Origin of the sequence: Panacagrimonas perspica, from assembly GCF_004364935.1 — a bacterium.
In the GTDB taxonomy this organism is placed as follows: domain Bacteria; phylum Pseudomonadota; class Gammaproteobacteria; order Nevskiales; family Nevskiaceae; genus Panacagrimonas; species Panacagrimonas perspica.
In genome coordinates, this window is the sequence record NZ_SOBT01000008.1 from 760970 (window position 1) to 780226 (window position 19257).

The window sequence follows — 19257 nt, forward strand, 5'->3', positions numbered from 1 at the left end:
CGACCGGATTAGTTGCATGTCTCGAAGCCGTCGAAGATCGCGCAATTCATCCGTCCTCGGGGGTACCACTCTCCCTCCTCGACCTCCAAGCCGGTCGGCGCTATGTATTTCTTTCTTACCGGCTTCGGAACAGGCTGTTTGTACCCTCGCTGATCACATACGAAGCTCACCTTCTTACGTCGTTGCGATTCGACGCGCCACTGATGCTCGCAAGTTTGATAGCGCCTTCGATCCTCCGCATCGTTCGAACGGTCTGAAGCAGAACTTCCAGAATTATCGTCTCTTCGCTGTGCGTCTCGGCTCTTGGCCTCAACGCCCTGGCGCGCGGGAGGTGACTGGCTCTGCGGCGGCGGCGCGTTTAAATCGGCTGTCGAATTGTCATAGACCCTCGGAGCAATCCGAGTCGACTTCTGCTCTCCGCTGCACGGTCGATCCTGATAATTGACGGCGCCGTCGGCGTCGGTGCACTTGAATAACCCTGCGTGAACTTGGGCGACGAAAAGAAATAGCGGAGCCACGCAAAGTTTCGCCGTGCCTCTCATCGGATGACCTCGCGAACAGCGACGTGAATCGGGGGCTGCCATCATGTCTCTCTTGACCATACAGTGCCTCCATACTGTACGTTCATACAGTACATGGCCCACCATCGAGACTATCCCAGCACGGCAAGCGAGGAGCGCAACCTCATGGCCGACGCGTATGTGCTGATCGAGCGGTACACCCTGCGGAACGATCCCACGCGCGCGCTCACTGCGGAGCAGCGGAAAGCTTGGGCCGCGGAGGCGGCAACGGTGCTCGGCGCGCTTCGCACAGCTCTGTCACGTCGGCTGGAGCCAAACGACGACCGAGCCGAGAGGGAGCGGCGCAAAGCATGGGTCCATCAGTTCGTGACGGGGTTCCGTCCAGTGAAGCCGCTGGATAGCGACCCCGAGTCGTGGAGGCCCGAGCCACCGTTCTGGATGCGCAACGGGCGAGAGCCGAAGAAGTAGCGCGAAGGATTGCCGGCGGTTATCGCCGGGTGCCCGTGACGAAGAATTCGCCTATGAGCAGTGTAGGGCGCTCTACTGCCTACATAGTGCCTACACGAGTTAGACGACGTTTTGATTCAGCGTCTAACTCGTTGATCTAATGGTGGCCGGGGACGGAATCGAACCGCCGACACGGGGATTTTCAATCCCCTGCTCTACCGACTGAGCTACCCGGCCACGGGTGCAGCGGCGAATAACATCCAAGGCCGCGTGAGGCCGCGCATTAGAGCCGCGGCAAGGAGGAGTGTCAAGAATCCAGAGCGTTCTTCGGAGGTGTGTACGAGGTCTGCGCGAGTTCGCCGCCTCCGAAGAAGAATTTCTCCATCTCGGCCGCGAGGAATTTGCGCGCACTGGCGTCCGAAAGCGCGAGACGGTACTCGTTGATCAGTCGCGTCTGGTGCTGGAGCCAGAGCTGCCAGGCTTCCTTCGAGACGTTGTCGAAGAGGCGCTGGCCGAGCGCGCCGGGGTAGGGCGCGCGGTCGAGCCCTTCGGCTTGCTTGTCGAGCTTGACGCAGTGGAGGGTGCGGGACATGGCGACGTTTCTTGGGAAGAGTTCTTTGCGGAGTCCGGAAGGCCGGTCGGCGGGTCCAGGCTTTCGAGAAGTTTTCGGACCGGTGCGGGCAGGCCGGGCCAGGAGCCGGGGTCGGAGAGCTTAATCCACACGCGCTCGTCGCTCTCGGCGATGCCGGGTTTCGCAGCCTGCCCATCGGCATCCAGCAGCAGCGGCTGCAATTCCAGATCGAAGTGCGTGAACGCGTGGTGGATCGGCGGAAGGCCCTGCGCCGTTTGCGGGCGCCCGCCCGCGTCGTCGATGGCGGTTTCGAGCGAGTCACCCTCGGCAACCAGCGGCGGACAGTACAGGCCGCCCCAGATCCCCACCGGCGGGCGTCGCCGGACGAGGATCTGCCCCTGGGCATCACGGATCAGCAGGATCTGCGTGCTGCGCTGCTTGCGCGCTCGGGTGGGCTTGGGCGAAGGCAGGGCCGAGACAAGATCCTCGCGCCGCGCAACGCAGTCTTCGCCGACCGGGCAGAGCAGGCACAGCGGCGCGCGCGATCGGCACACCGAATTTCCCAAATCCATCGTCGCCTGCGTGTAGTCCGCCAGCCGCAGCTGCGGCAGGTGCTGCTCGGCGATGTCCCAGAGTTGCGCCTGCACGCGTGGCTGGCCCGGCCAGCCCGCGATGCCGGCGTGGCGCGCCAGCACGCGGCGCACGTTGCCGTCGAGAATCGCGATGCGCTGTCCGTGTGCCTGCGCCAGGATCGCTCCCGCGGTGGAACGACCGATACCGGGCAGCTCGCTGACGGCGTCGTAGTGATCCGGGAACCTGCCGCCGTGCTGCGTAGCGATCTGCTTGGCGGCCGCGTGGAGATTGCGTGCACGCGCGTAGTAGCCGAGTCCCGCCCAGTGGCGCAGCACCTCGTCCTGCGGTGCTTCGGCGAGGCTCGTGACCGTCGGGAAGCGCGCCATGAAGCGCTCGAAGTAGGGGATCACCGTGGCGACCTGCGTCTGCTGCAGCATCACTTCGCTGATCCACACGCGATAGGCCTCGCGCGGGTGCTGCCACGGCAGATCATGACGGCCATGGCGGTCGAACCAGTCGAGCAGGCGGTCGGCGAAAGGGAGCGTGGTCACGGCACGATGCTGGGGGCGCGCGCCAGTCTTTCGAGGCCCTTGCTGGTTTCGACGGCTTCTTCGTGCAGCTTGCGCTTGATCAGCCAGGGGCCGATCAGCGGCGGCACCCAGAACGCAGGCTCGAGCTCCGCATCGAAGTCCAGGCAGGTGCGGCCTTCGCAGTCGCGAAAATCCCAGTTCGCATCGCCGTATCGAAAGTCGCTGCGCTCCGGCAGCACCTGCGCGCGGACGCGTCCACCGTTGCCGCGCGGCTCGAAACGCATGTCCTGCACCTGCTTCAAGTGACGGCAGTAGAGGCTGACGCAGGCGCGTACTTCGGTGAAGACGCGCCGCGCATCGTTGGGCAATGCCTCCAGCACGCGCACCTCGCGCACGGCCGGATTGACCTCGCGAAGGCGCGGCAGGTCGGCGAAGACCGCGTAGGTCGCGGCCGCGGGGGCGTCGAGCGTCACCCGCATCGAGATGCGGTAACGCGCCTGGTCATGCTGCACGTCGACCGAATGGATCTCGACGGCCTGGCTCGTCGTGGCGGCGAACGTCGTCGCCAGCGCCAGCGCGAGACCTGCGAATCGACTCAAGGCGTGGCGGGTTCTGCGGGTGCGGCTTCTGCCGGGGCCGTCGGCGCCGGGGCGGCTTCCGCAGGCGCGGCTTCGGTGCTCGGCTCGGCGGCGGGCTGCTCTTTCTTCTTCTTGCCGCCGAACAGCTTGTCGAGGCCGCGGCCGATTTCCTTGTTGAGCTTCTCGCCGGCCTTCTGCTTGACCTCGGCGTCGGTCATCGGCGCGCTGCTGTCGCCGCCGAGCACCTTGTCGGCCAGCTTGCCGCGCAGCTCGTCGCCAGCCTTCTGCTTGAGTGCGGTCTGCAGGTCGATCTTGTACTTGGGTGCGTAGAGGCTGCCGGTCAGGCGGATCGGAAGCGTCAGGCCGGAGAGTTCTTCCAGGCCCTTGCCGCCCTGGCCCTTGCTGGTGGCCACGACGGTGGGCGACACGAGGTAGTTGAGCGTCTCGTCCACCAGGTTGATCTGGCCGCTGCCGCCGAGCCGGAACAGCGGGCTCAGCGCGTTGAGCTGGTCGGACTTCAGGATGCCGTCGACGATCTTCGCGGCAAACGTGATGGTCGTGAAGTCGGTCTGCTTGGGTTCGTTGTCCGTGACCGTCGTGCCCTTGAGCAGGGCCTGGCCCTGGCGGACGATCTGCGCGAGGTTGAAGCCTTTGACGGCGCCGTTCTCGAAACTCAGCGAAATATCGCCGTTGAGCGACTGGCGCACGTCGCCGACGGTCTTGCCGCCGGAGGTCAGGTTCAGCTTGATGTTGCCCAGGCCGGACACGATGTCCTTGCCCCAGAAGTTCTGCAGCATCGGCGCGAGCTGCATCGTGTTGAGGGATGTGTTGAGCGCGTAGTCGGGCCGGGCGCCGGGCACGATGCGCGTGTTGGTGGAGACCTGCCCGCCGTAGGCGTTGGCGTCGAGCTTCACGACCTTGGGCGAGCCTTTCGGGCCGTCGATCTTCAACTGCACGTTCTTGAGCGTGGCGCCCTTGAGCTTGAGCTCGCCGGCGTCGAGCGTGCCGCTGGCGTTGAGCTTCTCGAGCGCGTCGATGGGCAGCTCGGTGGCGTTGAGCTGCTGCGTGCTGCCCGCCGCGGCGGGCTTGGCAACCGGCTTCTCGGCGGGCGCCATGTAGCGGTCCGCGTCGATGCGATCGAGCTTGAGCGCGAACTCGATGGCCTGCGTGGCGAAGTCGCGCACCGCCAACGTGCCGGTGATGTTGCTCTCGTCCAGCTGCAGTTTCAGGTCCTCGAAGCGCGCCGACTTGAAGCTGCCGCTGTAGCGCGTCGACAGGCTGGCCGTGCTCAGGACTTTCGGATCGGTGGTCTTGACGTCGGCCTGACCCAGCGTCTTGAGCAGGCTGCGCGGATTGAACGGCGCAATCGAGATCGGGCCGGAGAGGCGCGGCGAATCGCCCGAGAGGCCTTCGCCGGCAATGGCCGTCGTGATCGCCAGACCGGCTGCGTCGATCTTGCCGTTCGTGAAATTCATCGACCCCTTGGCGCCGTCGTAGGCGAGGTTGCCGGTGAGCTTCACGTTCTGCTTGCCGCCGGGCAGATCCTTGCCCGAAGCATCCGCGGTCAGGCTCAGGCCGGAGACCTTGTATTGCTTGGACTCGAGCGCGGCCTGCAGCTTGCCGGACACGACGCCCTGCGCCCCGATCGTCGGTGTCTTTGCCTTGTAGTCGAGCTTGAGTCCTTCGACATCCACCGTCTGCTTGGCCCCCATGTCGGCCAGCACCTTGCCCACGAGCTTGCCCTCGGCGCTGAGGTCCTTCATCGCGGTCTTGAAGTCGAGCGTCAGGCCTTCGACGCTGACCACCTTGGTCTGCAGATTGGCGGCGATGTCGCCCGCGAGCTTGACCGCGGCGTCGAGGCCTTCGCCCTTGGCCTTGACGTCGAGCTTGAGCTTGTCGACGGTGGCCTTCTGCGCGACGAGATCGGCCAGCACCGTGGCGGAGAACGACAGATCCGCCGACATCTTCTTCACGTCGTCGAACGCCGACAGCGAGGCTTCGATATCGGTGGGTTTGCCGGGCTTGAGCGTGCCGGTCTCGAGATTGACCTTCTCGAGGCGATAGCTCTGCTTGGCCTGCGCGTCGCGGTAGGTGATGAAGGCGTCGCGCAACGTCACGCCGGCGATGTCGATGCTCTCGACCTTGAAGCCTTCGCCATCCTTGGGCTTGGCTTCGGCGGTGTTTTCGCCCTTGGGCTTGATCAGATCATCCCAGTTGGTCTTGCCGCTGGCGTCCTTGGCGAGGTCCAGCTTCAGGCCATCGAGCGTCACCGTGCTCACCTGGACCTGACGATCGAGCAGCAGCGGCAGCAGCTGCACGCCGACCTGCGCTTCCTTGACCTGCGCCATGGGGCCATCACCGAAACCCGGCGCATTGCTGAAGCTGACGTCGGCGAGGCGCACCTTCAGCCAGGGGAAGACGTTGAGCTTGATGTCGCCCAGCGTCAGGGTCCGGCCGGTCTGCTTCTTGACCGTCTCGGTGATCTTGTCGCGATAGTCGTTGGGATCGAACAGGGCCGCTGCAGCGAACACCGCCACCACGACCACCAGCAGCAGGACGCCGATGACGGCAAGAACGATCTTGATCGGCTTGGCCATGAGAAACGAACTCGTAGAAGGACGCCGGGCGAGTTTAACGGCTGGGGCTGAACGTCAAGCGACTGAGGGGCGCATCGAAGGACCCCAGCTCAGCCGCTACCGGGATGCCGGTCCAGCAGCCCGTCGAGGTTCAGCGCCAGCAGCGGCAACACCTGGCGCAGGAACTCTTCCTCGCGCGAATCGAGCAGGCGCAGGAACGCCAGTTCGAGGACGCCCACGGTCCGTCCATGGACCCAGAGGGGCAGGACACGAAGGTCCGCGGGCGGACCGTCGCCCAGTCCGGCGCTGACGTCGAGATAACCGGGGGGCGGCGGGCGCATGCGCTGTTCCTCGCGCGTGCGGATCGATTCGCCGACCAGTCCCTCGCCCGGTGCGAACTCGCGCAGTTCGAAGCGATCCGGCAGGCCGAATCCGGCGATGGGCCGTGCGCGCCCGTCCTGCAATGCGTAGACGCAGGCCGCCGCCAGATTCAGCGTCGGCGCCAGTTCGGCGAGCAGCGCCGTGCCGAAGCTCTTCAGATCGCGGGCTGCGTGGATCTTCAGGCTGAGCTGGTAGATGTGATCCTGGATCCACGAACGCAGCTCGTTGGACGAGGAGCGTTCTTCGAGCAAGGTGCGCTCGCGGCGTTCGGCGGCGGCGGAACGCAGGCGGGTTTGTGCCAGCAGCGCGCTGCCGATCGCGGAGATCAGCAGGATCACGACCATCGGCAGCCACAACTCGACGGGCAGACGGGAGGGCAGCAGTTCGGCGGGCGTGCGCGACACCAGATCGAATACCGGGCTGGGGCTCACCAGACCTTCGGCCGCCAGCTTGCGGAGAGGCTCGATGCGACGATGCACGTACAGCGATCCATCGACCATCAGCACGCCCGGGCCGTGCTCGAGTTCCGCGGCCAGCGCGGGCAGGCGCTGCTTCACGTTCCGCGAGGGGTCGAGCTGCCGGCCCCAGGCCATGCGCGGGTCCGGATGCATCAGCCAGTAGCCGTCGATGTCCAGCAGCCAGACTTCACCTTCGGAAGTGGAGACGAAATCCCGCAATCCCTTGAGAACGACCGCGCCGCGCAGGCTGGCCACCAGCGCGTAATCCACGTGCTGCTGTCCGGCGCTGACGCGCATGGCCAGGCGCAGCACCGGCCGGTGCGGCACTTCCACCACGTCGTGCTCGATGTTGAGCTCCATGCGGGACACCCAGGTCTGGCGTGCCAGCAGATTCAAGGTCTCGACGGCGTCGCCGCGTCCGCTCTTGTCCTGCAGCGCTTCGACCGGAATCGCCTGCGCGCCTTCGGGCGCGCGGTTCACGCGCACGCGCTCCATGCCTTTGCTGTCGAGCAGGCGCAGCTGATCGTAGGCCCAGTCTTCGCGAACGTAGGAAGCGAACAGCGCCTCGGCATTGGCGCGCGACTGCGGCTGCCCGGGATCGAAGTCCCGGATGGCCGGTGCGCTGGAGATCACGCGCAGGTCCACGACCGCGTCGGTGAAGGTCTCGACCAGTCGCTGGCCCGCCATTCGCAGGCGCACCTGCTCGGCCTCGATCAGCGCGTCCATCTGATGCTGTGATTCGACCCTCGCGTAGAACGCGAACACCGCGACCACGATCGCGGCGATTGGCAGGAAGATCCTGGCCCAGGCCCTCATCGGCGCCTCAGAGCCGGTAGTGCTTGCGGAACGCGAGGTAGTCGAGCGCGGTTTCCTTGGGTGCCTCGAGCATCGGCATGTGGCCGATGCCCGGGAGGATGGTGCGGTCCGACTGCGGCAGCAGGCCCATCAGCACGTCGACCGACTGCACGTGTACCGCACGATCGATTTCGCCCCAGAGCACGTGCGTCGGAATCGGCAGACCGCTGAGCCGTTCCTCCAGCGTCGAAGCCTCGCGCACGATCTGGGAGAACTGCCTGGCGCGCAGATCGTGGACGGCCACGGCGCGTGCGGCCATCACGTCGATCACGCCCGCAGGAATCCACGGCGGGCGCGCCATCACCCAGGGCATCAGCTCGCGATACTCCTCGACGGTGGCGGGGACCAGCGCATTCTTTCCGGTATCCGCGATGCGTTGGCGCAGTTCGCTCGGCGGTGCGCGATTCATGCCGGAATTGGCCACCAGCCAGAGGCTGCCGACCTCGTTTGGATACTTCGCGGCGTAAGTGGCCACGACGTTGCCGCCCATCGAGTGGCCGCCAAGGCTCACATGCGTGAGCCCGAGCTTCTGGATGAAGGCATGCAGGCGCTCGACCTGTTCGGCGATCGTGTACACGCCATCGGGCGGAGAATCGCTTTCACCGAATCCGGGCAGGTCCAGCGCGATCACGCGCAGCGAGCCGTGCAGGTAGCGGGCCGTACGCGTCCAGTTGTCCTTGTCGCCGCCAAATCCGTGGACCAGGACCAGCGGGGCGCCGGTGCCGCCGCTGTCGAGATAGACGATGTGGAATCCGCTCGCATCGATCTCGTGGCGTTGCAGCCCGGAGGCCCAGCGTTCGGTTGCGATCGCACCGCGCACGAACAGCGGGGGCGCCAGCAGATAGGTGCCGAGGATGGCGATCACCGCGAGCACCGCAGCCAGCGACAGGACCTTGAGGATTCTCATGCAGGAGGTGAGCGCAGGCGCTGGATCAGGAACCGGAGATGGCCTCGACCGCGCGCGACACGCTGCGGCGCCACGAGGCGCACAGCGAGCCGGCCACGAGATTCCCGGCGAACGGAATGCGCGATTCGAAGGTGATCGTGTAGTCGAGCCGGGTGCCGCCGGCGACCGACTCGAAGCTCAGGCGTCCCAGGTGATTGCGCACCGGCCAGCCCTGGGTCACGCGGTACTCGATGCAGCCTGGCCGCTCGAAGCGCGTGACCGTCTCTTCCAGCCGCACGAGTCCGATCCTGACTTCGCGTACCGAGCCCAGACCGTTCGGATCGGTGGGATCTTTCGAATCGCGGATGCGCCGCACCCGACCCGGGAACAGCTTTTCGAAATTCTCGTGCCGCGAGAACCACGTGAACACCTGCTCGCGCGGTGCGGCAAAGAACTGCTCGAAGCGGACGGATTGCGGTGTCGTCACGATTGCACGCTACACGCCGTCGCCAACGAGGGCTATTCGACCGGCTGGCCGGGCAGCGGATCGCCTTCGCTCACTTCGCGATCCCGCGGGCGACGCGGCTTTGAACTCAGGTCGAGCGTGTGGATGCGCGCGACCCCCTCGGCACGATCGGCGTAGAAGAACCGCAGGCTGTGCAGCACCGTGGGGAACGCGATCTCGTCCCACGGGATTTCCGATTCGGTCATCAGGCGGGTCTCGCTGCTCTCGGGCGTGGGCCCGTGATGCGGCGTTCGCATACGCCCTCGGTGCACAACGTATAGCTGAGAGACGTAAGGCACGTTGATCATGGCGAGCAGCTCGCCGACTTCGACATCGGCCTGCGACTCTTCCATGGACTCGCGCGCCGCACCCTGGCCGCTGGTTTCGCCCAGTTCCATGAAGCCCGCCGGGAAGGTCCACAGGCCCAGGCGCGGCTCGATGTTGCGACGGCACATCAGGATGCGGCCGTCCTCCCATTCGGGAATGCAGCCCACGATCACGCGCGGATTGAAGTACTGGATGTTGTCGCAGCGCGGGCAGATGTGCCGCGGCAGGTGGTCGCCCGCCGGCACGCGGTACTCCACCTGCGCGCCGCAGGCATTGCAGTATTTGACCTCGTTCATCATGTGCCGGGAAAAGGTGTGCGGCGATGTGGCAAAGCTTACGCGCAATGAGTGGCGGTGCTGCAATCAGCATCGGCCCTCGGGGCTCATTACAATCGGTTGCCGGCGGGCTCGACCGGAACAATATTAGGGAGAGAGAACAATGAAGAATCGGATGGCGTGGGTCTGGTTGCTTGCGTTCATGGCGCTCCCCGCTGCGGCCCAGGACGAGGCAGCTCCCGCCGAAGCGGCCGCCCCCGCGGCCGAGGAAGCCGCCCCGGCAACCGATGAAGCCGCTCCCGTTGCTGAAGAAGCCGCCGCTCCCGCCGATGCCGGCACCGGCGACACGGCCGCCGCAGCCGACAGCGGTTCGGGCTCCGAGGCCAGCAGCGACGCGAGCGCGGCCGAGGCGATCACGGGCGGTGATTCGGCGACCGATACGTCGTCCGCCGATGCAGCACCGGCCGAGGACACCGCCAGCGCCGACGACAGCTCGGACTCGTCGGGTGATTCGGATTCGGGAGAGGGCCTCAAGCTGTATGTGGGCCTGGAGTACGACCAGACCACGATCGACATCAACGACGACGCCAAGGAAGCGGCGCTGGGCCGTCACCGTTTCGATTCGGATTTCTACAAGCTGCGTCTGGGCGTGCGCGTGTTCGAAGCCGTGGCCGTGGAATTCCACGCCGGCTTCCCGGCCAACAAGAGCAGCGACAACGAGCTGGAGACCAAGCAGTTCTATGGTCTCTACCTGGTCCCGACCGGTGTCCTGCTCGACACCATCGAGGTCTCCGCGCGGCTGGGCTATGCCTACACCGAGGTGAAGGCCGATGGCGGCGCCAAGGAAGATCAGGACGGAGCCTCGTTCGGTCTGGCCTTCGAACTGCCGCTGCGCCTGTTCGGCGAGAGCATGCCCAACCTGCGCATCGGCGCCGGTGGTACGGTCTACCAGGAAGAGCGCGAGAGCCGCATCTTCGGCTGGCACGGCGGCATCCGCTACGACTTCACCCTCTGATCCCGCCGGGTCGACGTCACGACAAGGGGCGGCCTCGTGCCGCCCTTTTCTTTTTGCGAGCACCACGATGCACGACAAGCCCTTTTCACCGAGTTCCGAGCGCAACCGCGAGCCGATCCTGGCGATCCTGCGAGACGCGTTCTCGGACCGTCAGCGCGTGCTCGAGATCGGCAGCGGCACCGGACAGCACGCCGTGCACTTCGCGGGCGCACTCCCGCACCTGAGCTGGCAGACCTCGGACCGCGTCGAGAATCACGACGGCATCCAGGCCTGGCTGGCTGACGCGGCGCTGCCGAACACGCTGCCACCGCTGACGCTCGACGTGAACCAGACCCGCTGGCCGCGTGCGCGCTTCGACGCCGTGTTCACCGCCAACACGCTGCACATCATGGGTTGGGAAGAGGTTCAGACCCTGTTCCGCCGACTGCCCGAGGTGCTCGAAGACGAGGCTTGCCTGGCCGTCTATGGTCCCTTCAACTACGGCGGCAAGTTCACCAGCGACAGCAACGCCGCGTTCGATCTGAGGCTCAAGGGAGATGATCCCAGGCGCGGCATCCGCGATTTCGAGGCGGTGGATGCGCTGGCGCGGGGGATCGGATTTGCGCTGGCTGCCGATCACCAGATGCCGGCCAACAACCGCTGCCTGGTCTGGCATCGGACCACGCCGTAGCCCGGGTGAAACCCGGGATCGCGCTCCGTAAGCGAGGGGATTCCCGGGTTTCACCCGGGCTACGCGAGGCACCGGATCAAACCTCGTTCCGGCCCACCCAATCCGCGATCGCCTCCGTATAATCGCGCCCCGCGCCTGAGTGGCGGAATCGGTAGACGCAGGGGACTCAAAATCCCCCGAGGCAACCCCTCGTGAAGGTTCGAGTCCTTTCTCAGGCACCACCGTTGTAAGAATTGCCGGGCCACCGCCAGGCCTGGTTTTTCGCATGAAGACCTCGGACTTCCACTACGAGCTGCCGCCCGAACTGATCGCGCAGCTTCCCGCGGCCGAGCGCAGCGCGAGCCGGTTGCTGCACGTCGGCAGCGAGTTGCGCGATCTGCGGATGACGCAGCTTCCGGACCTGCTGCGTGCCGGCGACCTGCTGGTCTTCAACGATACGCGCGTGCTCAAGGCGCGCCTGCAGGGGCGCAAGGACACCGGCGGACGCGTCGAGATCCTCGTCGAACGCGTGCTCGGCGAGCGCGAGATGCGGGCCCAGCTCGGCGTGTCGAAGACACCGAAGCCCGGCGCGTTCCTGCATGTCGACGGGGAGGCCGGCCGGCTCGAGGTACTGGGTCGCGACGAGTCCTTTTTCCATCTGCGGCTGGAGGGAGACGGGACACTGCACGAACTGCTCGAGCGCGCAGGTCGCCTTCCGCTGCCGCCCTACATCCGCCACGACCCGGATGCCGACGACGCCGAGCGCTACCAGACGGTGTTCGCGCGCGAGCCCGGCGCCGTCGCGGCACCGACGGCGGGGCTGCATTTCGACACACCGTTGCTGGCCGCCCTCGAGCATCGAGGGGTCCGGACGGCAACGCTGACGCTTCACGTGGGCGCCGGAACCTTCCAGCCGGTGCGCGTGGACGACCTGTCCGAGCACCGGATGCACGCCGAGCGCTACCGGATCGGGCAGGACCTGGCGACGCGCATCGCGGATACGCGCGCCGTCGGTGGCCGCATCGTGGCAGTGGGCACCACCAGCGTGCGCGCGCTCGAATCCGCCGCCGAAGCGGACGGAAGCCTGCGGGTGGGCGAGGGCGAAACGCGCATTTTCATCACGCCGGGCTACCGCTTCAGGGCCGTGGACGCACTGGTGACCAACTTCCACCTGCCCGAGAGCACGCTGCTGATGCTGGTCAGCGCCTTCGGCGGCATTGAGCGGATGCGGGCGGCCTATCGCCACGCCGTGGAACAGCGCTATCGCTTCTTCAGCTATGGCGATGCGATGCTCATCGAGCCCTCGGCCTGAGGCTCGTCGCGCAGTCCGGACCCGCAGTGCGGAGGCGAACGGACGAGGCGGGTGAGGGCGGACGGACGCGCGGGGCCGTAGAATTCGCGCCCAGATCTTCGCCGAGCGCGATGTGAACATCCACGCCGACCGCATCCTCATCCTCGACTTCGGGTCCCAGTACACCCAGTTGATCGCGCGCCGCGTGCGCGAACTGGGCGTGTACTGCGAGCTCTACCCCTGGGACGTCGACGAAAAGCACATCGCGGACTTCGCGCCGCGCGGCGTGATCCTGTCCGGTGGCCCCGAATCGGTGATCGAGGCCGGGTCGCCGCGCGCCCCGGAACTCGTCTGGAAGCTCGGCGTGCCGGTGCTGGGCATCTGCTACGGCATGCAGACGATGGCGCACCAGTTCGGCGGCAAGGTGGAGGCGCACGCGAGCAAGGAGTTCGGTTACGCCGAGGTGCGCGCGCGCAATCACTCCACCTTGCTGATCAACATCGACGACCGCGTCAACGCCGACGGTCATGGCCTGCTCGACGTCTGGATGAGCCACGGTGACCGCGTCACCGCGCTGCCCGAGGGCTTCAAGCTGATCGCCTCGACCAGCGACGTGCCGATTGCCGGCATGGGTGACGAGGAGCGCCACTACTACGGCCTGCAGTTCCATCCCGAGGTCACGCACACGCCGCAGGGCACGCGCATCTACGAGCGCTTCGTGCACGAGATCTGCGGCTGCGGCCGTGCGTGGACGCCGGTCAACATCATCGAGGACGCCGCCGAGCGCGTGCGCGAGCAGGTCGGCGATGCTCATGTGCTGCTGGGTCTGTCCGGCGGCGTCGATTCCTCGGTGGTCGCGGCGCTGCTGCATCGCGCGATCGGATCGCGCCTGACCTGCGTGTTCGTCGACACCGGCCTGCTGCGCCTCGAAGAGGGCGATCAGGTGATGCGCGTGTTCGACAAGCACCTGGGCGTGCGCGTGATCCGCGTGAACGCCGAGCAGCGCTTTCTCGATGCGCTCGCCGGTGTCGCGGACCCGGAGGCCAAGCGCAAGGTCATCGGCCGGCTGTTCGTGGAGGTCTTCGACGAGGAGGCTTCGAAGCTGTCGAACGTGCGCTTCCTGGCACAGGGGACGATCTATCCCGACGTCATCGAATCGGCCGGCGCGAAGACGGGCAAGGCGCATGTCATCAAGAGTCACCACAACGTCGGCGGCCTGCCCGAGCACATGAAGCTCAAGCTGGTGGAGCCGCTGCGCGAGCTGTTCAAGGACGAAGTGCGCGCCATCGGTCTGGAGCTGGGCCTGCCGCGCGAGATGGTGTTCCGCCACCCGTTCCCTGGTCCGGGCCTGGGCGTTCGTATCCTCGGCGAGGTCACCAAGACGGCCGCCGACACGCTGCGCCGCGCCGATCACATCTTCATCGAGGAACTGCGACGTGCCGGCTGGTACGACCAGACCTCGCAGGCCTTCGCGGTGTTCCTGCCGGTCAAGAGCGTCGGCGTCACCGGCGACGGCCGCCGCTATGAACCCGTCATCGCGTTGCGCGCCGTGCAGACCATCGACTTCATGACGGCGCGCTGGGCGCACCTGCCGTACGAACTGCTCGACGTGGTGTCGCGCCGGATCTGCAACGAGATCTCGGGTGTGTCGCGCGTCGTCTACGACGTCTCCGGAAAGCCGCCGGCGACGATCGAGTGGGAGTAGTCGCCGTTCGGGCGCCCGCGTTCGAGTAACGCGGACCGCGCGTTTTGCGCGCGGAGTCGGCCCCCAGCGGCACTGCGATCCCTCGCACGCCACGGCTCGAGGCCTGAGGTTGAGCCGCAAGCCCGTCGCGTGGATGATCGGCGCAGGGGCGAGGGGCGCCGCATCAGCACGATGTTGACGGATGCCGGGCGCGGGTGGATCGAAGGGGAGCACCGGACGATGGGATGGCTAGTCACCGCCGTTGTCGTGGCCGCGGCCGGTCTGGGCGTATGGCTGTTCAATCGCCTGGTCAGCGATCGCAACCAGGTCGGGGCCTCGTGGAGCGATGTCGATGTGCAGCTCCAGCGGCGCCACGATCTGATCCCGAATCTCGTCGAGATCGTGAAGGGCTATGCCGGGCATGAACGCACGGTGCTCGAGCGGGTGGTGGCCGAGCGAAACGCGATGCACGAGGCCCAGCGCATCACCGACAAGGGCGCGCACGAGCCGGCGTTGAAGAAGTCGCTTTCGGGACTGGTGGCGCTCGCCGAGGCCTACCCCGACCTCAAGGCGAGTACCCATTTCATGCAGCTCTCCGCGCAGCTCGCGGAGGTGGAGAACAATCTCCAGTACGCGCGGCGCTTCTACAACGGGTCGGTGCGGCAGTACAACACGCGTCGCGACCAGTTCCCCGACCTGTTGGTCGCGCGTCTGTTCTCGTTCCAGCAGGGCGAGTTCTTCGCCGCGGAGGCGGATTCGCGCAGCGCACCGGGGGTGATGCGGTGATTCTCCTGCAGCGCTTCCTGCTGCTCTGGCTGTGGTGTGCGCTGGCAGGCGGCGTGGCGCACGCCGAGGAGCACATCCTGTCGTACGACGCGCAGGTGGCGATCGCGCAGGACGGCAGCCTGGATGTGGTCGAGACCATCCGGGTTCGCGCCGAGGGCGACCGGATCCGGCGCGGCATCTATCGCGACTTTCCCACCGACTATCACGACGCGAGCGGGCATCGCTATCGCGTCGGATTCACGCTCGTCGGCATCAGCCGCGACGGCCAGCCCGAGCCGTATCACACGGAATCGATGCCCAACGGCGTGCGCATCTATATCGGCAGCGCCGACGTGTTCCTCGAGCCCGGCGAGTACGCGTACGAGCTGCATTACCGCACGACCCGGCAGCTCGGGTTCTTCGCCGATCACGACGAGCTCTACTGGAATGTCACCGGCAATGGCTGGGTCTTTCCGATCTCGTCGGCGCGCGCGACGCTGCGATTGCCGGCTGCCGTGCCGATCGCCCAGTTGCGGGCATCCGGTTTCACCGGATCGCAAGGTTCGATGCAACGGGATCTGACGGCGAGACCCTTCGACGGTGGCGCCACCTACGGCACGACGCACATGCTGGAGCCCAATGAAGGTCTGAGCGTGGTGCTGGAATTTCCGAAAGGTGTGATTCGCGCACCCGATGCAAAGCAGAAGCTCGTGTGGTTCCTGGGCGACAACCTCCACCTGGTCATCGGTCTGTGCGGTCTTGTGCTGCTGTGGGGGTTCTACCTGTACCGCTGGCACGTGCTCGGGCGCGATCCGGACCGTGGAGTGCGCATCCCGCTCTACCAGCCGCCGGCCGGTTACTCGGCTGCATCGCTGCGTTTCGTGCGCCGCATGGGTTACGACGACGAATGCCTCGCGGTGGCGATGCTGGACCTCGCGTCCAGGGGCGCGCTGAAAATCCGGCGCGACGACGAGAAGACCTTCACGCTCATGCGGCCCGCGACGGGGTTTGCCGCGCTGGGGCAAAGCGCGCCTGCGTCGAACGCCGATGTCACGCCGGGCGAAGCCGCGCTGATTCAAGCTCTGTTCCCGGGCAGCTCGACGTCCTTCACGATGAAGTCGAGTGCGTCGACGGCTTCGCGGATGAGCGCCGCCAAGATGGCCCTGCAGCGGTCGCTGATACGAGATTACGAGAAGAAATATTTCGTGACCAACGGCCAGACCGTAACCGTTGGCGTCGGCCTTTCGCTGGTCACTCAGATCGCGGCCTCGCTGGCGGCGCCAGGCGATCCGGTCGCGGTGCTGGTCATGTCGGTCTTCATGAGCGCGACGGCCTTCCTGACCTATGCGCTGGCGGTGCTGGCCACGAATTCGCGGATCGTGTCGCGGATCATCGCGCTGTTCGTCGCGATCTTTCCGGTGATGCTGGCGGGAGGCGTGGCGTCCGTCGCCGGCATAGGCATGCCCATCGTCATCGGCGCGCTGCTGGCGACGAACATCGCATTCTACCACTGGATGAAGGCGCCGACGCGCGACGGTGCGCGCCTGCTCGGCCAGATCGACGGATTCCGCTGGTACCTGGGCGTCGCCGAGAAGCAGGAACTCGACAGCCGTTACAAGCCGGAGTCGAGGCCAGAAGTGTTCGCGCAGTTCCTTCCCTATGCGCTGGCGCTGGACGTCGAGCAGGCCTGGGCCAAGCGTTTCGCGGACGCGCTTCCACCCGATCAGTTCGAGCGCGCGCAGCCGGATTGGTACCGGAGTTCGGCGATGGGCTCGGGCGGACGATCGTCATTCTCGCCAGGCGACTTCGCAGGCAGCTTCACCCGTTCCATCTCGTCGGCATCGGTTGCGCCCGGGTCGAGTTCGGGTGGAAGTTCGGGGAGCGGGAGCAGCGGCGGATCGGGAGGTGGCGGCGGATCCGGGGGAGGCGGCGGTGGCGGTGGGGGTGGCGGCTGGTAGTTTGCGGCGGCCGTCGTTCTGGTAGCGGCGATGGATGTGAACGGAGAAATCGGAATGCTGGGACTGACCCTGTTGGGCGTGTTCGTCGTCGTGGGGCTCTGGCTCATGACCGTCTACAACCGGCTCGTTGCGAGCCGCAACGGCTACAAGAACGCGTTCTCGCAGATCGACGTGCAGTTGCAGCGCCGGCATGACCTGATTCCGAATCTGGTGGAAACGGCCAAGAGCTACATGAAGCATGAGCGCGAGACGCTGGAGGCGGTGATCGCCGCCAGGAATTCCGCGTCCGGTGCGCTGCGCGCCGTGCAGGCCGACCCGACCCATCCGGCCGGGATGCAGAAGCTCAATGCCGCCGAAGGCGTGCTGGGCGGCTTGATGAGCCGGTTCATGGCGACGGTCGAGGCCTATCCCGATCTGAAAGCCAACCAGAACATGATCCAGCTCTCGTCCGAACTCTCGCAGACCGAGGACCAGATCGCAGGGGCGCGTCTGACCTACAACGACGCGGTCCTGAGCTACAACAATCTGCGCGAGGTGTTCCCGAACAACCTGGTGGCCGGAGCCTTCTCGTTCTCCGGTGCGGAGTTCCTGAAACTGGACGACGAGGCGGCGCGCAAGCCGGTGAAGGTCAGCTTCAACTGAGCGGCGCGCCACCGCGGCGGATGGGACGGCGGCAGCCGGTACGCAGCCGCATCAACGCGCCCGCAAGCGATCGCGCACGACCTGCGCGAGTTGAACCGCCGACAACGGAGCCGAGCCTTCGGCCTTGTTGCCCAGCGTGACGTAGGCCGGATAGCAGGCATCGGTCGTCGCCGCGATGACCTTGGCCAGCGCTGCGTGGGTCTCCGGATCGGCATCGACGATGCGATCGAACGCGCCATACAACCGTTTGGCCTCCTCGTAGCCATAGGCGCCGTGGCGCCGATGCAGGTTCCAGCGGCACACGAGCGGTCCGGGCCACAGCGCGCGCAGCATCGGAAGCTGTTCCTCGATCGGCGGCATCTTCGCGTGCAGGCCCAGGCAGTAGGTCGCGCCGCATTCGCGCAGCATCCGGGCGAACGCGGGAGTCAGGAACGCGGCGTCGCGGACCTCCACGGCGATCACGCCGTCCGGCGCGGTCGGCTGCAGCGAGGGCAGGGCGCGCAGCATCGCGCCGATCCGGCGAATGATCTGCGGGATGTCGGCGAGCATCGGCGCCGGCAGCGGGCTGAGCTGGAACACGAGCGCGCCGACCCGGTGCCGCAGACCTTCCAGCGCGGGCTGCGCGAAGGTGCGAAGCGCGAGGTCGGGGTCGAGGAACATCGCGTTCGGTTCCATGCCGCGCCCGTTCTCGCTGCGCACCATCGCGTCGGCGCCCAGGCTCGGTGCCTTGACCACGAAGCGGAAGTCGTCGGGCACCTGCGCGGCATAGGCCGCGTATTGCTCGACGCTCAGCGGCCGGTAGAACGCGCGATCCAGGCTCACCGTGCGGAACAGCGGATGCCGGGCGTAGGCGCTCAGGCCCTGCTTCGAGAGCTTTGTTTCCGGGTAGTCGCGATCCCAGACCAAACCGGCCCAGCCCGGATAGTTCCAGGACGAGGTCCCCACGCGCAGCCTCGGCGGAAGCGCGCGGGCCAACGCAACGAGCGCGTCGTCCGTCGAGGCGGGCTGGACGCCCTTGGCACGACGCGCGCGCGGTGCCTCGGGGATGGGCTCCGGCTCGTCGGCGTCGCTGAAGAGCGTGTCCTGCATGTGACGAAGGAGGCGGGCTTGCCGGTGACCGTAGCGGCCGGCACGGGGAACTGGCAAGCGCTCGGTGAGGGCGCGACCGGCTGGTCGGCAACGCGTGCGAAAATGGGATCCCTTCGCAGCGTTTGCGGCTCCTGCCCGACATGGATTGGAACATCTTCGCCACGGTCTCCGGCACCGTCATTCCGACCGGGCTCGCGGCATGAGCGCCGTCCCGCTCCCGGACGACGAACGCTTCATGACGCAGGCGATCGGCCTGGCGCGGCAGGCTGCCGACGCGGGCGAGGTGCCGGTGGGCGCCATCCTGGTCAGGGACGGGCAGATCATCGGGCAGGGCTGGAATCGGCCGATCGGGACGCACGATCCCAGCGCGCACGCCGAAATGATCGCGCTGCGCGAAGCGGCCACGCACAGTGCCAACTACCGCCTTCCGGGCACGACGCTCTACGTCACGCTCGAGCCCTGTGCGATGTGTGCCGGCGCCATCATCCACGCGCGGGTGCAGCGGCTCGTGTTCGGCGCCGCCGATCCGAAGGCCGGCGCCGTGCATTCGCTGTACGACCTGATCTCGCTGCCTCGCCTCAACCACGCCGTCGCCTGGCAGGGCGGTGTCCTGGAAGCCGAATGCGGCGAGCTGCTGCGCGCCTTCTTTCGCGCGCGCCGCTGACAGGCCCTGATCCCCCG

The 19257-nt window shown here is 66.6% G+C and carries 18 protein-coding genes, 2 tRNA genes and 1 pseudogene; 10 read left to right on the forward strand and 11 right to left on the reverse strand.

Going from position 1 to position 19257, the window contains the following annotated elements:
* Positions 1-8: 8 nt before the first annotated feature.
* Positions 9-647 carry a DUF4124 domain-containing protein gene (locus tag DFR24_RS25255; protein WP_133879910.1) on the reverse strand — a complete coding sequence of 213 codons (639 nt, stop codon included), beginning with the start codon at positions 645-647 and terminating at the stop codon, positions 9-11.
* 39 nt (positions 648-686) lie between these two features.
* Here DFR24_RS25255 and DFR24_RS03290 point away from each other — a divergent pair, with 39 nt between their 5' ends.
* The gene (locus tag DFR24_RS03290; protein ID WP_133879911.1) at positions 687-989 is read left to right on the forward strand and encodes a hypothetical protein; all 303 of its coding nucleotides are present in this window, start codon (positions 687-689) and stop codon (positions 987-989) included.
* 140 nt (positions 990-1129) lie between these two features.
* On the opposite strand, the gene DFR24_RS03295 is transcribed toward DFR24_RS03290, so the two are convergent.
* The 9 genes and pseudogenes from DFR24_RS03295 to DFR24_RS03335 form a co-directional block, all read right to left on the reverse strand.
* Positions 1130-1205: transfer RNA gene (locus tag DFR24_RS03295), tRNA-Phe, on the reverse strand.
* Between the two features lie 70 nt (positions 1206-1275).
* Positions 1276-1560, reverse strand: coding sequence for an oxidative damage protection protein (locus DFR24_RS03300; protein ID WP_133879912.1), 285 nt, complete (start codon positions 1558-1560; stop codon positions 1276-1278).
* 56 nt (positions 1561-1616) lie between these two features.
* Positions 1617-2663, reverse strand: a pseudogene (gene mutY, locus DFR24_RS03305) (A/G-specific adenine glycosylase); the annotation flags it as partial.
* On the reverse strand, positions 2660-3241 hold the full coding sequence (locus DFR24_RS03310; protein ID WP_133879913.1) for an SRPBCC family protein: 582 nt from the start codon (positions 3239-3241) through the stop codon (positions 2660-2662). The pseudogene mutY and the gene DFR24_RS03310, both read right to left, overlap by 4 nt.
* Positions 3238-5817, reverse strand: a complete 2580-nt coding sequence (locus tag DFR24_RS03315; RefSeq protein WP_133879914.1) for an AsmA family protein — start codon at positions 5815-5817, stop codon at positions 3238-3240. Before DFR24_RS03315 ends, DFR24_RS03310 begins: the two co-directional genes overlap by 4 nt.
* Before the next feature lie 89 nt (positions 5818-5906).
* Complete coding sequence (locus DFR24_RS03320; RefSeq protein WP_133879915.1) at positions 5907-7451, reverse strand: GAF domain-containing protein; 1545 nt, start codon at positions 7449-7451, stop codon at positions 5907-5909.
* A gap of 7 nt (positions 7452-7458) precedes the next feature.
* On the reverse strand, positions 7459-8397 hold the full coding sequence (locus tag DFR24_RS03325; RefSeq protein WP_133879916.1) for an alpha/beta fold hydrolase: 939 nt from the start codon (positions 8395-8397) through the stop codon (positions 7459-7461).
* Positions 8398-8422: 25 nt separating this feature from the next.
* Entirely contained in the window at positions 8423-8863 is a 441-nt protein-coding gene (locus tag DFR24_RS03330) for an SRPBCC family protein (protein WP_133879917.1), read from the reverse strand.
* Positions 8864-8895: 32 nt separating this feature from the next.
* Positions 8896-9507, reverse strand: coding sequence for an NUDIX hydrolase (locus DFR24_RS03335; protein ID WP_133879918.1), 612 nt, complete (start codon positions 9505-9507; stop codon positions 8896-8898).
* Positions 9508-9646: 139 nt separating this feature from the next.
* Here DFR24_RS03335 and DFR24_RS24320 point away from each other — a divergent pair, with 139 nt between their 5' ends.
* From DFR24_RS24320 to DFR24_RS03380, 8 genes are all read left to right on the forward strand, one after another.
* Positions 9647-10498: a hypothetical protein gene (locus tag DFR24_RS24320; RefSeq protein ID WP_162851015.1), complete on the forward strand. Its 852-nt coding sequence runs from the start codon at positions 9647-9649 to the stop codon at positions 10496-10498.
* A gap of 67 nt (positions 10499-10565) precedes the next feature.
* A complete protein-coding gene (locus DFR24_RS03350; RefSeq protein WP_133879920.1) occupies positions 10566-11168 on the forward strand; it encodes a DUF938 domain-containing protein in 603 nt (200 codons plus the stop codon).
* A 133-nt stretch (positions 11169-11301) separates the two neighbouring features.
* A tRNA-Leu gene (locus tag DFR24_RS03355) sits at positions 11302-11389 on the forward strand.
* Between the two features lie 44 nt (positions 11390-11433).
* A complete protein-coding gene (queA, locus tag DFR24_RS03360; RefSeq protein ID WP_133879921.1) occupies positions 11434-12459 on the forward strand; it encodes a tRNA preQ1(34) S-adenosylmethionine ribosyltransferase-isomerase QueA in 1026 nt (341 codons plus the stop codon).
* A gap of 112 nt (positions 12460-12571) precedes the next feature.
* Positions 12572-14143 carry a glutamine-hydrolyzing GMP synthase gene (gene guaA / locus DFR24_RS03365; protein WP_133879922.1) on the forward strand — a complete coding sequence of 524 codons (1572 nt, stop codon included), beginning with the start codon at positions 12572-12574 and terminating at the stop codon, positions 14141-14143.
* A gap of 219 nt (positions 14144-14362) precedes the next feature.
* Complete coding sequence (locus DFR24_RS03370) at positions 14363-14908, forward strand: LemA family protein (protein WP_133879923.1); 546 nt, start codon at positions 14363-14365, stop codon at positions 14906-14908.
* Complete coding sequence (locus DFR24_RS03375; RefSeq protein WP_133879924.1) at positions 14905-16845, forward strand: DUF2207 domain-containing protein; 1941 nt, start codon at positions 14905-14907, stop codon at positions 16843-16845. The genes DFR24_RS03370 and DFR24_RS03375 overlap by 4 nt, the downstream gene beginning before the upstream one ends.
* A gap of 54 nt (positions 16846-16899) precedes the next feature.
* Complete coding sequence (locus DFR24_RS03380; protein ID WP_133879925.1) at positions 16900-17487, forward strand: LemA family protein; 588 nt, start codon at positions 16900-16902, stop codon at positions 17485-17487.
* A gap of 51 nt (positions 17488-17538) precedes the next feature.
* On the opposite strand, the gene DFR24_RS03385 is transcribed toward DFR24_RS03380, so the two are convergent.
* On the reverse strand, positions 17539-18576 hold the full coding sequence (locus DFR24_RS03385; RefSeq protein ID WP_133879926.1) for a DUF72 domain-containing protein: 1038 nt from the start codon (positions 18574-18576) through the stop codon (positions 17539-17541).
* Positions 18577-18775: 199 nt separating this feature from the next.
* Between DFR24_RS03385 and tadA the strand changes: the two genes are divergently transcribed.
* Positions 18776-19240, forward strand: a complete 465-nt coding sequence (tadA, locus tag DFR24_RS03390) for a tRNA adenosine(34) deaminase TadA (protein ID WP_246051497.1) — start codon at positions 18776-18778, stop codon at positions 19238-19240.
* Positions 19241-19257: the final 17 nt, after the last annotated feature.

Excerpts from the sequence above, each read along its gene's own strand:
- DFR24_RS03300 (WP_133879912.1), bottom strand. The coding sequence starts at position 1,560 with ATGTCCCGCACCCTCCACTGCGTCAAGCTCGACAAGCAAGCCGAAGGG.
- DFR24_RS03290 (WP_133879911.1), top strand. The coding sequence starts at position 687 with ATGGCCGACGCGTATGTGCTGATCGAGCGGTACACCCTGCGGAACGAT.
- DFR24_RS03380 (WP_133879925.1), top strand. The coding sequence starts at position 16,900 with ATGCTGGGACTGACCCTGTTGGGCGTGTTCGTCGTCGTGGGGCTCTGG.
- DFR24_RS25255 (WP_133879910.1), bottom strand. The coding sequence starts at position 647 with ATGGTGGGCCATGTACTGTATGAACGTACAGTATGGAGGCACTGTATG.
- DFR24_RS03385 (WP_133879926.1), bottom strand. The coding sequence starts at position 18,576 with ATGCAGGACACGCTCTTCAGCGACGCCGACGAGCCGGAGCCCATCCCC.
- DFR24_RS03325 (WP_133879916.1), bottom strand. The coding sequence starts at position 8,397 with ATGAGAATCCTCAAGGTCCTGTCGCTGGCTGCGGTGCTCGCGGTGATC.
- DFR24_RS03320 (WP_133879915.1), bottom strand. The coding sequence starts at position 7,451 with ATGAGGGCCTGGGCCAGGATCTTCCTGCCAATCGCCGCGATCGTGGTC.
- DFR24_RS03350 (WP_133879920.1), top strand. The coding sequence starts at position 10,566 with ATGCACGACAAGCCCTTTTCACCGAGTTCCGAGCGCAACCGCGAGCCG.
- queA (WP_133879921.1), top strand. The coding sequence starts at position 11,434 with ATGAAGACCTCGGACTTCCACTACGAGCTGCCGCCCGAACTGATCGCG.
- DFR24_RS03335 (WP_133879918.1), bottom strand. The coding sequence starts at position 9,507 with ATGATGAACGAGGTCAAATACTGCAATGCCTGCGGCGCGCAGGTGGAG.
- DFR24_RS03370 (WP_133879923.1), top strand. The coding sequence starts at position 14,363 with ATGGGATGGCTAGTCACCGCCGTTGTCGTGGCCGCGGCCGGTCTGGGC.
- DFR24_RS24320 (WP_162851015.1), top strand. The coding sequence starts at position 9,647 with ATGAAGAATCGGATGGCGTGGGTCTGGTTGCTTGCGTTCATGGCGCTC.
- DFR24_RS03315 (WP_133879914.1), bottom strand. The coding sequence starts at position 5,817 with ATGGCCAAGCCGATCAAGATCGTTCTTGCCGTCATCGGCGTCCTGCTG.
- tadA (WP_246051497.1), top strand. The coding sequence starts at position 18,776 with ATGAGCGCCGTCCCGCTCCCGGACGACGAACGCTTCATGACGCAGGCG.